This is a genomic window from Rhodovarius sp. (genome assembly GCF_040399605.1).
Lineage (GTDB): Bacteria > Pseudomonadota > Alphaproteobacteria > Acetobacterales > Acetobacteraceae > Rhodovarius > Rhodovarius crocodyli_A.
Map to the genome: position 1 here is coordinate 1 of NZ_JBBARU010000085.1, position 13,384 is coordinate 13,384.

The 13,384-nt window shown below is 60.4% G+C and carries 15 protein-coding genes; 11 read left to right on the forward strand and 4 right to left on the reverse strand.

Annotated features, from left to right (window positions below; translation table 11 throughout):
- A partial coding sequence (locus ABWP84_RS16070) for a single-stranded DNA-binding protein (protein ID WP_353213059.1) occupies positions 1–299 on the forward strand: 299 nt, incomplete at its 5' end.
- Positions 300–336: 37 nt separating this feature from the next.
- On the opposite strand, the gene ABWP84_RS16075 is transcribed toward ABWP84_RS16070, so the two are convergent.
- The gene (locus ABWP84_RS16075; protein WP_058456877.1) at positions 337–573 is read right to left on the reverse strand and encodes a hypothetical protein; all 237 of its coding nucleotides are present in this window, start codon (positions 571–573) and stop codon (positions 337–339) included.
- Between the two features lie 160 nt (positions 574–733).
- Here ABWP84_RS16075 and ABWP84_RS16080 point away from each other — a divergent pair, with 160 nt between their 5' ends.
- The gene (locus ABWP84_RS16080) at positions 734–1,369 is read left to right on the forward strand and encodes a hypothetical protein (RefSeq protein WP_058456878.1); all 636 of its coding nucleotides are present in this window, start codon (positions 734–736) and stop codon (positions 1,367–1,369) included.
- A gap of 304 nt (positions 1,370–1,673) precedes the next feature.
- On the forward strand, positions 1,674–1,814 hold the full coding sequence (locus ABWP84_RS16085) for a hypothetical protein (protein ID WP_156416645.1): 141 nt from the start codon (positions 1,674–1,676) through the stop codon (positions 1,812–1,814).
- A 431-nt stretch (positions 1,815–2,245) separates the two neighbouring features.
- On the opposite strand, the gene ABWP84_RS16090 is transcribed toward ABWP84_RS16085, so the two are convergent.
- Positions 2,246–2,731: a hypothetical protein gene (locus ABWP84_RS16090; protein WP_353213060.1), complete on the reverse strand. Its 486-nt coding sequence runs from the start codon at positions 2,729–2,731 to the stop codon at positions 2,246–2,248.
- Positions 2,732–3,412: 681 nt separating this feature from the next.
- On the opposite strand from ABWP84_RS16090, the gene ABWP84_RS16095 reads away from it, so the two are divergent.
- A complete protein-coding gene (locus tag ABWP84_RS16095) occupies positions 3,413–4,405 on the forward strand; it encodes a DUF2493 domain-containing protein (protein WP_058803389.1) in 993 nt (330 codons plus the stop codon).
- 339 nt (positions 4,406–4,744) lie between these two features.
- Positions 4,745–5,311: a hypothetical protein gene (locus ABWP84_RS16100; protein WP_058818295.1), complete on the forward strand. Its 567-nt coding sequence runs from the start codon at positions 4,745–4,747 to the stop codon at positions 5,309–5,311.
- Between the two features lie 149 nt (positions 5,312–5,460).
- On the opposite strand, the gene ABWP84_RS16105 is transcribed toward ABWP84_RS16100, so the two are convergent.
- Entirely contained in the window at positions 5,461–5,652 is a 192-nt protein-coding gene (locus tag ABWP84_RS16105) for a hypothetical protein (protein WP_146215413.1), read from the reverse strand.
- Positions 5,653–5,669: 17 nt separating this feature from the next.
- Here ABWP84_RS16105 and ABWP84_RS16110 point away from each other — a divergent pair, with 17 nt between their 5' ends.
- Positions 5,670–5,993: a hypothetical protein gene (locus ABWP84_RS16110; RefSeq protein ID WP_321164273.1), complete on the forward strand. Its 324-nt coding sequence runs from the start codon at positions 5,670–5,672 to the stop codon at positions 5,991–5,993.
- 48 nt (positions 5,994–6,041) lie between these two features.
- Here the strand turns inward: ABWP84_RS16110 and ABWP84_RS16115 are convergent, their stop codons facing one another.
- On the reverse strand, positions 6,042–6,374 hold the full coding sequence (locus tag ABWP84_RS16115) for a hypothetical protein (protein ID WP_062345368.1): 333 nt from the start codon (positions 6,372–6,374) through the stop codon (positions 6,042–6,044).
- Positions 6,375–6,817: 443 nt separating this feature from the next.
- Here ABWP84_RS16115 and ABWP84_RS16120 point away from each other — a divergent pair, with 443 nt between their 5' ends.
- From ABWP84_RS16120 to ABWP84_RS16140, 5 genes are read left to right on the forward strand one after another with little or no spacing between them, the layout of a single operon-like run.
- Positions 6,818–7,111, forward strand: a complete 294-nt coding sequence (locus ABWP84_RS16120; RefSeq protein WP_058818294.1) for a ribbon-helix-helix domain-containing protein — start codon at positions 6,818–6,820, stop codon at positions 7,109–7,111.
- Positions 7,104–9,500: a type IV secretion system DNA-binding domain-containing protein gene (locus tag ABWP84_RS16125; protein WP_353213061.1), complete on the forward strand. Its 2,397-nt coding sequence runs from the start codon at positions 7,104–7,106 to the stop codon at positions 9,498–9,500. The genes ABWP84_RS16120 and ABWP84_RS16125 overlap by 8 nt, the downstream gene beginning before the upstream one ends.
- Complete coding sequence (locus ABWP84_RS16130) at positions 9,497–9,793, forward strand: helix-turn-helix domain-containing protein (RefSeq protein ID WP_082660521.1); 297 nt, start codon at positions 9,497–9,499, stop codon at positions 9,791–9,793. The genes ABWP84_RS16125 and ABWP84_RS16130 overlap by 4 nt, the downstream gene beginning before the upstream one ends.
- A gap of 1 nt (position 9,794) precedes the next feature.
- On the forward strand, positions 9,795–12,821 hold the full coding sequence (gene mobF / locus ABWP84_RS16135) for a MobF family relaxase (protein ID WP_058803394.1): 3,027 nt from the start codon (positions 9,795–9,797) through the stop codon (positions 12,819–12,821).
- A gap of 10 nt (positions 12,822–12,831) precedes the next feature.
- The gene (locus ABWP84_RS16140; protein ID WP_152998738.1) at positions 12,832–13,263 is read left to right on the forward strand and encodes a hypothetical protein; all 432 of its coding nucleotides are present in this window, start codon (positions 12,832–12,834) and stop codon (positions 13,261–13,263) included.
- Positions 13,264–13,384: the final 121 nt, after the last annotated feature.

Sequence of the window (13,384 nt, forward strand, 5' to 3'; positions counted from 1 at the left end):
ATCCCGTTGCCCGCGACCGCAGCGACACCCGCATCACCGAACTGATCCTCGTGACCGAGCGTCCGGTCATCCGCGACGGCAAGGTCCAGAAGGATCCGGGAACCGGCTACCCGGTCAAGGATGCAGAATTCCACAAGGTCACCGTCTTCAATGGCCTCGGGCTCCCGCTGCGCCAGCACAAGGCCAAGGGTGACCAACTCGCCGTGACGGGCCGCATCCACTACTCGCGCTGGCAGGACGCCGAAGGCAATGACCGCTATGGCTGCGAGATCATCGCCGAGAACGTCGAGTTTCTCTGACCGGGAGGGGCGGCGCGCAGGCGTCGCCCGAGCCCTTTCAGGGGGGCGACAGCTGGACACCGGTGGCGTCCAGCTTGGTTCCCCGGTGACCGCAGCTGCAGCGCAAGTGCCGCGCGACGATCTCCAGCTTCATCGGGATGGATTTGGCAAAGCATCGGTCTCGCAGTTTGGCCGCCGGAACGATCACAACGCGGCGGCATGCGAGACATTCAACCTGTGCGTTGAGGCCATGGCGAACCAGATCGGCCACCGTATCGAGACGCTTGCTGCCCATAGCCACGGCAGAACATCATAAGAACATTAGTTGTCAAGCGTGCTGCGGGGTTGCGCAATCGGCCTGATCAGAAAGACCCGCAAACCGAATAACAAGACACTTTGCGCCGAAGCAAAAAAGCGCAATAATCCCGCACATTGCAGCTGAGGAGTATGACATCATGGCACTCTTTAGGGTAAATCTCGACGAACAGCTCGAGGAGCATCTGGATAACGCAGCCCAGTACCAGCGGCACGATCGATCCGAAATCGTCCGACAAGCGCTGACCGAGTATTTCAGTTCAGCTCAGAACCACGTCCACGACGACGAAGCCATCTGGGACGAATGGCGCGACTTCTCCCGAACCGTGCTCGACGCACAACAAAAGGCGATCATAGCCGCCATCCGAACCCTTCCCGATGAGGCATGGGCCTCGCGGAGCGAAACGCTCGATCGCCTAACCAAGGCCATCGAAGACGTCGAATGGGACCAGGGCATTGAGCCGATCTATGAAATCTTGAGAGAAAAGGTGATCGAAAAATCGCTCGCCTTCGCCACTAACCCCGAGATCGAACCCACCAACCGAAGCTACCCGTTCGCGCCCATCATCCGCTTCGACATTGGCTTTGCAACCGATGACCTCTACTCGGTCCGGCTGCCGCTGATCCAGGCATTCTTCCAATACTACTGGGAAGCAGGCGAAGCGGCTTTCGATGAAATACCAGCCATCTGGGAAGCTGCCAAAGCGCGCATAGATGCTGGCGAAAGGCGCCCCTCAAATGAGGAAGCTGCAGCGGCGCGACGGACCTCTGGCTAGGAAATGGTGCTCTGGCAAGCGGAGTGGTTGATGTATCATCTTCCGTACGCGCGCCTTGCATGAGGCTACCGTCATGCAAGCGGCCTTGCTTCAAACTTGGTTGCCCCCTCGCAGGATAAACAGTGGGTGGCGTCTCCCGACCTCTGGCCGGGATCGCGCTCTATTCCGCCCCGTGCGCTGCGGCCCCGTCTTCACGAAGGCTTCGCGCACCCAAGGCTTCACCGAGCCCCTGAAAGGTCTCGGTCCTTCAGGTGACGATCGCTGACGCATTTGGCCGCTGGCCACGCTTGCGCGCTGCCGCCTGATGAGCGGCGCTCTCAAGCGGCTCGGGCTGCGCCGGGGCATTGCGTTTCTGATGGCCCGCCGGCTCTCGGTTCCGCCGCTCGCGGCCGAGTTGCCGCGCGCGATTTCACGTTTCAAACTTCTTCGTTTATCAGACCTTTGAAAGGAGATGAGATATGGCCAACGTCAGTGGGTCGGAGCGCAAACGGCGCAAGAAAACGCGCGAAGAGAATTCCGTTTGCGCACGCTGCAGCATAACGCTTAGCGACGGATGTGCGGACACTCATCATGATTTTGAGCGTGGCGATAAGCGATACACGGATGAAGCTCATCGACATGCTGTGTGCAAGCCGTGCCATCGAGGCATTCATCAAGTCTTTCCGCAACAAGCCGTCCCTCTTTCCGAGGTGTTGGCCAAGGAGGCATCAGGTGAGATCAAGATTGCCAGAATCTGCTGTGCGAACTGTGCATAGACACCGCCGCCGCAGCCATCTCGGCTATTGTCGTTTCCGCGGCAAACTGCACGAAGCTGCCGGTCTGCTTCAAGTACGGCTCCTGCTCGTCACTTAATGTGGCCCGCCACTGGTATGGACCCTATCGGTCCTCCTGATCCAGACGGACCGCCTTTTCGATGAAGCCCTGTGGCTCTCTCACGAAATGCGCTGCGTCTGATTGCAGAACCGTCCTGACGACAGCTTCCCTGCTTGGCTGAATGATCGCACCCTCCGGCGTTGCAAAGACGCAGTCGAGTTGCCGCGCGACGTCGCAGACCCCGCCGACCAAAGGCAAAGAGAGATCTGCCGCGTCGAAGCGGACCTGGATTTCTTCGATGAATTCGTCATCGAAGCTCACCTGAATGTCGTCCGCAGGTTCGTCACCCCACACCCGGAGACCGGTGTACGATCGCGGCTTCTCGGGCAGCAGCATGTCGAGTTTTGCGAACAGCGCATCCGCCTTTGCGATGGGCAGTGCCAGAACAACTTCCTCGAGCTGCCCGCGGCTCATGCGTGCAGCGTTGACCCCTGCGATACGCGCCGCAGAGGCAGGGATGAGGTTGATGACGAACTGCCAGACGGCCATGGCCCGAACATAGCGTCAATGCGGGCTCCGACAATGGGCTCGTTCGCTAAGTGCCGCCCGTCCGGGCAGGGCAGCGCCCCTTACCCGCGAACGCGCCCTTCCTTGTCAGGAAGGCGTTCGCGGTCGGAGCTTTCCGACCGTAATGCGCGCAGCGGCGCGCAGGCGGGTCATTCGGCATCCTCCGTCCGGCCAAGTATCGGCTCAGGCTGTCGCTGCGCTTGACTTCGCCGCCCGCGCGGCGGCGCTGCCGGCCTTGCGGCATCGTCCCTGGCAGTCCGTCGCCTGCCGACCAACCCCGCCAAAGGGCCTCTCAAGATTGGTGGTGTTCCCGCTGTAACCCCTGCGCAGGGCCGAAGGGGCGGCCCGGTGTGGCGCTGAAGCGCCTGACCGGCCCTGCCTTCGTCTCACCTGCTCGAGGGCGGGAACGTCTCTTCCACACACACAGGAACACCTGCCGAAACCTATCGGCGGCCGCCCCTTGGTCAAGGATCGCGGTCCCCCCAATTTTCAGCAATCGCGGCTGTCTCGCTGCGCTCGCGCCACGCTTGGCAGAAAATCGGTTCCCCCACGCCCGCCATGGCGGCGGCGAGACGAGCTCGCCGTCCCTGACACGGTTCGTCCGGCCCGATGGGTTTTTGGCTGTTCCCAATGTGGGGACGATTTCAAAAATCGGAGGCTTTTATGACTTTTTTCAATTCGTTCGCAGATCTGGCTCAGGCACGGATCAATCTCGCCGATGCTCGTGAAGGGATCACGGAATCCTATGACGGAGCGTTTCTTGAACACAGCGATCTGGCAAAGCTCAACATCATCGAGGCTCCAATCGCCGCAGAGATGCCGGATCCCGACATGGCGCGCCGCGCCGTGGAGATGGCAATCGGAACGATCTTCGATGTCCTCAAGGACACGCGCATGGAGGAATTTGCGCAGCAACTCGCCTGGGGCATGGTCAACTCCTTCCACATGACCGCACGCCTGGCTGAAGGTCGCGAGGACGATGCTGCAAAGAAGTTGGGCGAAATGGCACGCCACTTCGATCCTTCGGAAATCTACGCTGTCGAGCTCGAGGAAACACAACAGCTCTGCCAGACACTGCAAGGATGCCGCGAAGCGCTCGAGGCGATGCGCGATCATGCAGCGGACGTCTACCGGGTCGAAACCGGTCGCCCCTTCACGGCCGCACGGGGATCGCAAGTCAGCAAGAACGGGGTTACCGCAAGCCAGGTGCAGGCACGCGATTTCCTCGCCGCACGCGCCAAGGATCGCAGGGCACAATTCCAGCCCGATGGCCCGCTGGTGATCGTGTCAGGTGGCCAGAAGGATTGGCACGATTTTGCGATGATCTGGGCTATCCTCGACGACATCAAGTCGCGGATCCCGAACATGGTCCTGGGCACGACCGGCATGCGCAAGGGCGTCGACGCCATGGCCGGTGCATGGGCGCAGCAGAACGGGGTCAACACGATCCTGTTCGTCCCCGATCAGCGCCACGGCAACCGGGCTCCGTTCCTGCGCAACGAGAGCATCGTTAAGCTGAACCCTGTTGAAGCGATCATCGGTGAAGGGTCGGGCATCCAGTCCAACCTTGCACAGCGCCTCCGTCAGGCAGGCGTGCCGCTGCACATCCGCCGGATCAGTGATCAGGCGCAGGTTCGGTCGCGCAACTTTGCGTGAGCGCTCTTCGGAAGGCTCCGGCTTATCCCGGGGCCTTCCGCTCTTCTTTTGCGCAAGGGGCGGGCTCTGGGGGCATCGAACCCCCTTCGCCCGCTGACGCGAGCATCGCGATCCCCTGAGTTTATCAGGCGCGCTTGTGCCTTGGCTCGGCGCGCCTTGCCCATGCTCGATGCTTTGCATCTTGCGGGCATCGCTGCCGCACTAACTGCCACACCCGGACAATGGGTCGACCAGCCATCCTTGGGGTGAACCAGAACCACCTGGCGGCATTCTGCCACCAGCTCAGGTAGTGAGAAAGAAGAGGGGGATGGAGGAGACGAGCAGCGACAGGAGGCAAAGATGCTCGTCACATTCCGCGTCAAGGATATCGAGACAAGGCTCAATTCGAAACCGGCTCAGATATGCCCGCCAGAGCTCGCAGCACTGATGCGCAGACTGCACACCGCCAACAGCACGATCGATGCAGACCCAGGCGAATTCCTGGCCGCGCCCCTGAACTTCGAGATCAATGCCAACGCGCTTGCGATCGCCGAGTTCGCATCCTGTTTCGACCATCGCCCGGAAATGATCGCGATCGTCGAGGAAGCACAGTTTCTTGGACGAATGCTGCGGATCGAGCACCACCAATACGACGCACCGATCACGATGCGGGTGAGTGAGCACATTGCACTGGTAGGCGACATCACAATGAGCAGCGACCTTGCTGCAAAGGTGCTCACCTCGCTTGGCTACCACCGCCAAGAATCTGGCCAACTGTCCCTGCAAAAGCTTGGGACAGCGCTCGAGGATCACCGGACTTATGCGGCTTTCGCCAAGGCAGGAATCACTCCGCTCTTCGAAAGCCTCGCGTTCATCGCCGCCACCGATTGTGGAGAGCAACATCCGCTGCTCGAATGGACCTCATGACTATCCGGACAGCAGTTCACGAGCAGCCACGAACCGACTGAACTCGTCGCCATGTTTAACGCTCGATCTGCAAATTGCCTCCTGCAGGATCGAGGTGGAAAAGGGTGCCCGGCACGTTGCCGCGGTGCCCTTTTTTCATGCCCCCTGGGTCACGGCACTGCCGAACAACCACATTCCGGCACATAGCTTTCGCGAAGTCGCTGGTAACGCATGCCTCCCGCCGCAGGCACGTCCACCACCATCGCCATGAGCACCCCGCCAGCATACTGGTCAACCACTAATTTCCCGACCGAGAAGCCGTGCTGCGCCGGCTTCCGCACCATCGAAAAATTAGCGGTCAAGCCTCCGCTTCGCTCCGGTGACCAGCACACTGACGGGGCGCTGTTTCATGGCATGGCGGACGAGCCGCCGAGCGCCAGGAGGCAAGGTCATGTGCTACACAACAGAAAGCTACGAAGACGACATTTCAGTGCTTCGCCAGATCAATCCCAACATCATCGCCCTTGATGAAAAAACGCTCGAAGCTGAGCGGCGCTCCTACCACACATTCTTCGACGTCCATGTCGTCGAGACCCGGGACGGGTACATCCTCATTGAGGAGGGAGACTATGGCGAGCTGCCGATGCACCTGATCGATCAGATCGTCTACACCGCTACAGGCAAAATGGCCGATGAATTCTGACGAGACAGGGCGGTGGTCACCGCCGCCCAACTCGGCAAAAATCAGGCCTCACCCGCCGAGCTTTTCGAGAGCAGAAATCGCTACCTTTGGCTTCACTTTGACGGCTAGCTCCAGAAGGGCAATCGCCGTATCCTGACCGACCTTTTTGATGAGCCGATTCAGCTCTCGTTCTGCTTCCTCACGCTCAAGCTCTGCAAGCTTCTGCCGGCGCTCCTCCAGCTCCTTTTCCGCTGCTGCCAGGGCAGATCGTTCGCGTTCAAGTTTCGACACCATTGCGCATTCCTCCAAGCCTTGAAAGACCATGCGAAGATGCACCAATCGCAGGGTCTGTTCGAGGCATTTTTTTGCTTGCTGCTCTCGCGATACTTCATCTCGAAGCATGCCCAAATTGGACGCCCACCTTGATCGAACGTGGTGCCAATGACGTGACACAGCGGTCCACAGAGGCAGGCCAAACGTCTGTGGTCAGTTCGCGAGTCCGGCTCGCCGGCACATTCCCCCCGGAAGACCAGCTGGGCCAGTGATCCCCCTATGGCACTGAACCTAGCACAGGGCCTAAGTCCCTAATTTTATGCACACCGTACACCGCTGCGCGGTAGGCTGATGCAGCGAAGTTCTGCATATTTCACAATCAGTTAGGTAAGATTTTGCTCGAAATTCGCACGGTGCAGTCCGCTGCATACCGTCCAGTGCTCCATCATAAATATAAAAATACAGGGGCTTAGCGCTGCACCGGGCTGCATCTTCTAAGCTCTTGGCAAGGGGGCTGCAGCGTTATATACTCGGTCCTGCGATAGACGAACCACGCCTGAAAAGGTGTGGTAGTGGAAAAGAAACAGTTTCAGAGCGTCGGTGTAACGCTCAGCCCAAGGATGATCGACGTCGTCGATCAACTTGCGGCAAGCCGCGGTGTATCGCGGTCAGAAGCCATCCGCATTGCCCTTGAAGTCGGTATTCCGCTCCTGAAGGCGGGACTATCGCTCAATGCCGAGCGGGCTGTTACAATCCTCGAGCATACCCAGCTTGCGCTCTCGCTCATCGTCCAGGAGCAATATCCGGCTGATGCCGAACACCTGATCGCTCAGGCGCTCTCCAACGTGCGAGAGCATCATGGCTGAAGACATCAGGTTCAGCAAAAAAGCTGCCACTCTCACCCACGCTTCCGCGCGCGGAAAAGTGAAGCGGAACGCAGGCAATTTCACGCGCGGATCGCAGCTGTTCCACCATGAAATCCTGATGACCTGGGCGGGCATCAGAATGCCCCTCTACGTCTGGGTCGGAACCGCCATTCTTCTGCTGTGTGCCCTCGTCAGTTTGACCTTCAAGAACCACGAGGTGCAGCTCGTGCTTATGAAGCTCTACGCCGAGGCTTGGGGCTGGGTTCAGCTCAATCCGAACAAGCCTGTAAACCTGACGCTTCCATCGGGTCAGATGGTGCAAGGCACCATGTCCATGGTGCCCTATCATCCTGCAGTGGAAAGGGCGTGGGCCAAGGCTGTGCAGGTCAGCATTTCTGCGGGTCTTGGTGCAGCCTTTATCTGCGTCCCATTGACCGTCTGGTTCGTCGACTTTTCGAAACGGCGCGGCACCGACATTCTGACCGAGCGCCATGAGCGGGGGGCCGTGCTTGTGACACACAGCGAACTGGCCCAAGCCATCACCAGCCATAACTGGAAAGCGCATATCAGCGAGTGCCGCAAGCGCACGCCACCAGTGGACCCCGACAAGATCCTCGCAGAGCCCTTGAAGGACCGTGTTCGGGCGGGTCTGCATGCGCCTTACCGCCTGGCAGGTGTGCCGGTTCCTTGGCGTCTTGAGCAAAGCCATGCGATGTTCATCGGTACTACCGGTGCTGGCAAGACGACCGAGCTGAAGAAGATCGTCACGCAGGCGCGTGAACGCGGGCATCGCTGCGTCATTTTCGATCTGACCGGCACCTTCGTCGAAAGCTTCTATGATGCCGAAACGGACATCATCCTCAACCCGATGGATCGCCGCTGCGTGCCATGGTCGATCTTCAACGACTGCGACAATTACGCCGAATTCATGAGCGCTGCGACAGCGCTGGTTCCCAGCGGCCATAGCGCGGAAGATGACTTCTGGCAGAAGTCGGCACGCACCCTGTTCGTCGAGATGTGCGTCAAAATGATCAAGATGGGCGTGCGCTCAAATGGCGCGCTTTCCTACTTCCTGATGCAGTCGGATCTGAAGACGATCCATGCTCAACTTGAAGGCACGATCGCAGGTCCGATGATGTCACCCGCCGCTGCCAAAATGGCAGAGTCGATCCGGACCACCTTCATCGCCAATGCGAATTTTTTCCGCTTCCTTCCCGAACCTCCTCCTGGCGAAACCTGCTACTCAATCAAGAACTGGATGACCACCGAGGTCAAGGAAGGGTCGATCCTTTTCATCACTTCCACGCACCCGGACCTGGTCCTCAATCGCCCGCTTTTGACGCTGTGGATGGACCTGGCCGTCAATGCGCTGTTCCACATGGGACGGACCCGAGATCTGCGCACCTGGTTTCTCATCGACGAAGTCCATGCGCTGCATCGTCTCCCGGCGATCGATCATGGTCTTCAGACCGCCCGCGCGTTTGGCGGAGCCTTCGTGCTTGGCATGCATTCCTTCGACAAGCTTGAAGAAACCTATGGCGAGAACGGAGCTACCAATCTGGCCTCGCTGGCGGGCACCAAACTGATCCTCAAGACGGCCGATCCCGAGACGTCGCGGCGATGCTCCGAGTTCATTGGCAACCGTCAGGTCCGGATCATGGATGAAGCCTATTCCTACGGCTATAATGACAACCGCGACGCCTCGACGATCACGCCTCGTACCAACGTCGAAGAACTCGTCATGCCGGTCGACATCAGCGACCTGCCCAGCATGCACGGGTTCGTGAAATTCCCCGACGGTTTCCCCGCTGCCAGGATCAGGCTGACGTGGAAGGATTACGAACCCCGCGCCAAGGGTTTCGAGCGTGTCACCGACATGCGCGCCGCCGAATACATCCCACCGTCCGGGGATATCGCGGAATTGGGGGGTGGGGATAGGGAAGGCGCACAACCTGACATCGCGCCTAAGGAGCGGAAGGATCGCGAAGAGGTCGCGCTGAGTGAGGCTGAGCGGGCGGCGCAGCAGCTGAGGGAGGCGATCGAGGGGCCATTGAACCCTGAGCGCGAGCTGACCGAGGAGGAGGTAACACGCAAGATTGAGGATGAAGAGGAGCGGGCAGACTTCGAGCGAAAGCCAGCGCAAGGGGAGCTGTATGGCTATAACCGCCCTGGCAAGAAGGACCAGCGCGACCGGCAAAACCTTGCCATGCGCGACAGCGAAGAGCGCGGCGCGCAAGCGAAGATCGAAGGGCCGAAGGGGCGAGCGCAGAACAGCAGGGCAGACGCGCAGGAGAGCGAGCTTTCCAAAGAGAACATGCGCGGCATCGGCAACGAAAAGCAGAGCCGTCAGGACCCTTCCATCGACGATGATCAGGAGCTTGGGCGATGAGCGCGGCCGCGCAAACTGGCCATGTGTCCCCGTCAATGTGCCCGCATTGTGCCGGTACGATCGGGCGGCGGATAAAGACCGTCCGAGCGGCTCTGGGTATCTCCCAGCACGTGATGGCATTGCAGCTCGGGATCGCGGACAAGACCATCAAGAACTATGAAGGTGGGCACAGGGATCCGCCCTCCAGCCTGATCGCTGCCATCTGCGAACAGTTCCGCATCGATGCCGCCTGGCTTCTGCTGGGCGATGCTTCGCGGCCGATGTTCCAGCATGAGCAGGCAAGGGTGGCCTGAGATGCTGTCGGTCGCATCGGTCGCATCTGCAGGCGGCGCCGCAAACTACTTTGCCAAGGACGACTACTATGTCGGCGATGGTCCTGCCGAGCTTAGCGAATGGGGTGGCGAGGGCGCGAAAGCGCTCGGGCTTGCAGGCCCAGTTGCCAAGGAAGACTTCGAAAAAGTCCTCGATGGCAAGTTGCCCGATGACACGGTCGTAAATGGCAATGCAAACCGCCGCTCGGGCATAGACCTCACATTCTCGATGCCGAAGTCAGCCAGCCTGCTGGCGCAGTTGGGCGGCGACAAACGGATTCTCGATGCACAGCAGGCCGCCGTCAAGGCGACCATGGCCTATCTCGAGAAGCACTATGCGCAGGCCCGCGATCGTTCGCGCAATGCCAACGGCGAGGGCGTGGTCACAGGCAAGCTCCTCTATGCCCTGTTCCAGCACGACACGAGCCGGGCGCTGGACCCGCAGAACCATACCCATGCTGTCATTGCCGCGATGACCCAAGACAAGGATGGCAACTGGAAGGCGCTGTGGAACGGAGAGATCTGGAAGAACAACACAGTCCTTGGCTCCATCTACAACGCCGCGCTGCGGACGAACCTCGAGAAGCTCGGCTACGAAACCCAGATCACGGGCAAGCACGGCCAGTTCGAGATCAAGGGCGTGGCGCGCGATGTGATCGAAGCCTTCAGCCAGCGTCGCCTGACCATTCTGGCAACGGCCGAGAAACTCGGGAAGAGCGCTAACGACACAGAAGCCTTGCGTGAAATCACCAAGCGCACCCGCGATCCCAAGCTCAATCCGGATGATAAGCAGGCGCTTCGGCAGGAATGGGCGAGGCGCGCTGCCGGGCTGGGGTTCGATGCCAAGGCGCTGGTCGAACAGGCGCGGGAACGCGGCTCCGAGGGGCGTGAAAGCCCTTTGGGGTCGCCGCAGCGTGTCCAGGAGACTCTTAGTGCGCTCCGCGACAGCGCCAAGCTCTACACTCGGCCAGCAGACACACTGACAACCAATGGCCTGCAACGGATCACTCTGACGCCCACGCAGCTGCGCACTGAGATGGCAACCGCTTCTGCGATCAGGATCATCGGCGAACGTGAAACCTCCTGGACCCGGGGCGAGCTGGTCAAGACCGCGCTCGACCTTGGGGTGAAGGGTGTGACCGCTGATGGGGTTGAAGCGAGGATTGGCGTGTTGGTGGCCGACGGGAGGGTGCTCGAGGGCAAGAGCGACAGGCTCGATGGCAGGCCTGAGAGATTCACCACGCCCGAGCATGTCGCAATCGAGCGGGCAACCCTTGCCAATGTCGCCGCCGGAAAGGGCGCAGGCCAGGCCATCATTGAAGCTGCCGAGGCACCCGGGCGCTTGCGGCAAGTAGCGGGCACCCACGAGCTCAATGCCGAGCAGATTGCCGCGGGAACTCTGGCGCTGGCCAGCAAGGACCGCACGATCGTGATCCAGGGTGTCGCGGGCGCAGGCAAGACGACAATCATTTCGGCCATCGCAAGCGTAGCTCATCAGGAGGGAAGGGAGGTGATCGGGCTCGCCTTTGCCAACAAGATGGTGAGCGATCTTCGCAGCGATACAGCGATCCGGGGGCCGGACGGTGAGGTTGTCAGGCAGGGTATCACAGCAAGAACCGTCTCATCCTTCGTGAATGAGCATCTGCGGCCCACGCTTGAGGGCTCAGGTCCGAAGTTCGAGGCATCACGAGAGACCTTGCGCGGCAAAGTGCTGGTCTTGGACGAGGCTTCGCTCGTTGCGAACAAGCCGATGAATGACCTGCTCACGATCGCCAACCGGCTTGGGGTTGAAAAGCTGGTCATGATCGGAGACCGGGCCCAGCTGCAGCCGATCGAGGCGGGCAAAAGCTTTTCGCTGATCCAGTCCGATAACCCCGCCATAGCCCGCATCGATACCAGCCTTCGGCAGCGCACCGAACATATGAAGGAAGCCGCTGGCCTCGCGCGCGCCGGAATGTTCAAGGAAAGCTTTGCCTCGCTTGGCGAGCGTGTGGTCGAAGCTGGCGCAGACCACCTCAAGGTCACCGCGCAGAAATGGCTGGAGCTATCGCCAGAAGACCGCGAGCGTACCGCGATCTACTCATCGGGTCGTGCAGCGCGCGGCGAACTCAACCGGATGGTCCAGCAGGGCCTAAAGGCAGAAGGGGCGATCCAGGGGGAAGGGCTGAGGCTGACCACGCTCCTCCCGGCCCATGCGACGCGCGAGGAGCTGCGCTACGCCTCGACCTACAGCAAGGGCCAGCTGCTCGAAGTGACGCGCCAGAACGCCCCCGGAGGGCTTGTTCGGGGGCGGTACGATGTCGAAAGCATAGACGTGAAGGGCCGGGTCATGCTGCGCGATGAAAGCGGCAAGCTGATCAAATTCGATCCGGCGGCGATCGACCCTTCGGACAAGCGCGATGCCTTGAGGCTCTCCGAAAAGCACAAGGAGACAATCTACGAGGGCGACAAGATCCGCTGGACCGAAAAGGATGATGCCAGGGGGCTGATGAAGTCCGAGGAGGCGAGGATCCTCGGGATCAGGGATGGGATCGTCACGCTCGAGAACAAGGCAGGCGAGATCGTAGAACTCAAGCAGAATGACCGCATGCTCGAGCGCATGGGCCTGGCCTATGCGATCAACATGCATCAGGCGCAGGGCGACACGCGCGACATGGCGATCGGTGAGATGCACTCATCGGCCAGGCACTTGTCGAACCAGCGTCTGGCGCTCGTCATGATGACCCGGGTGCGCGACGACATCATAGTCGTCACCAACGACCGCGATCGGCTTCTCGCACAGATCGGCCGCAACCCGGGCGACAAGACCAGCGCACTCGAAACCCTCGGCGAAAAGCAGGTCGAGGCCAAGCGCAGCGGCCGCGAGGCTGGCGAATTCCGGCCCACAATTCCCGATCATTTGAGGGCGCCCGAGGACAGGCAAGCAAATGCCTCACGGATCGATCCGGCGAGCCTTCGGGCAACGCCCCAGCTCGATGTGCCCGAACGCAACATCGAACGCAGCCGATAGGAGGAAGATCGTGACACAGATGGGCCATGCCAAAGCGGGCACGCCGCCTTCAGACACTTTCGAGATTCACCTCACGCAGCAGCTGACCCTGACCAATCTGGTGAACGAGGCAGGACTCTCGGAGATTGCGCGTGCCGCTGGCGGGGACAGCTTTGTGGTCTGCGACCTCAATACGTACGGGGTTCAGGGATGCGCTGATCTGCGAGCCGCCCTCCATAACCAGAAAATGGCCGCCGAGTTGGTGGCGATAGGTCTGATGATCCTTGTCGCAGTTCTGGTGGGCACGATCGCGGCCGCCTTTGTGAGGCTGGTGGCGCAGCGGGCGGCTCCTCCTTGGGAGCGGTGCGCCGTTGCCTTTATCCCGCTGCGCAGGGGTCGGGCAAAGCCCCGGAAAGATGCGGTCAACATCATAACCAGGAAGGAGAAGAGGCATGGCGCTTGAATACAAAGACGCAGGGACCGTCGGAAGCAAGCGTGGGGCGAAGGACGGGGCGCAGCACAAAAAGGTTGATCTGCGCGATCTCCACATCCACAATGCCGGCGGTCAAAGTACCGTTCAGAAA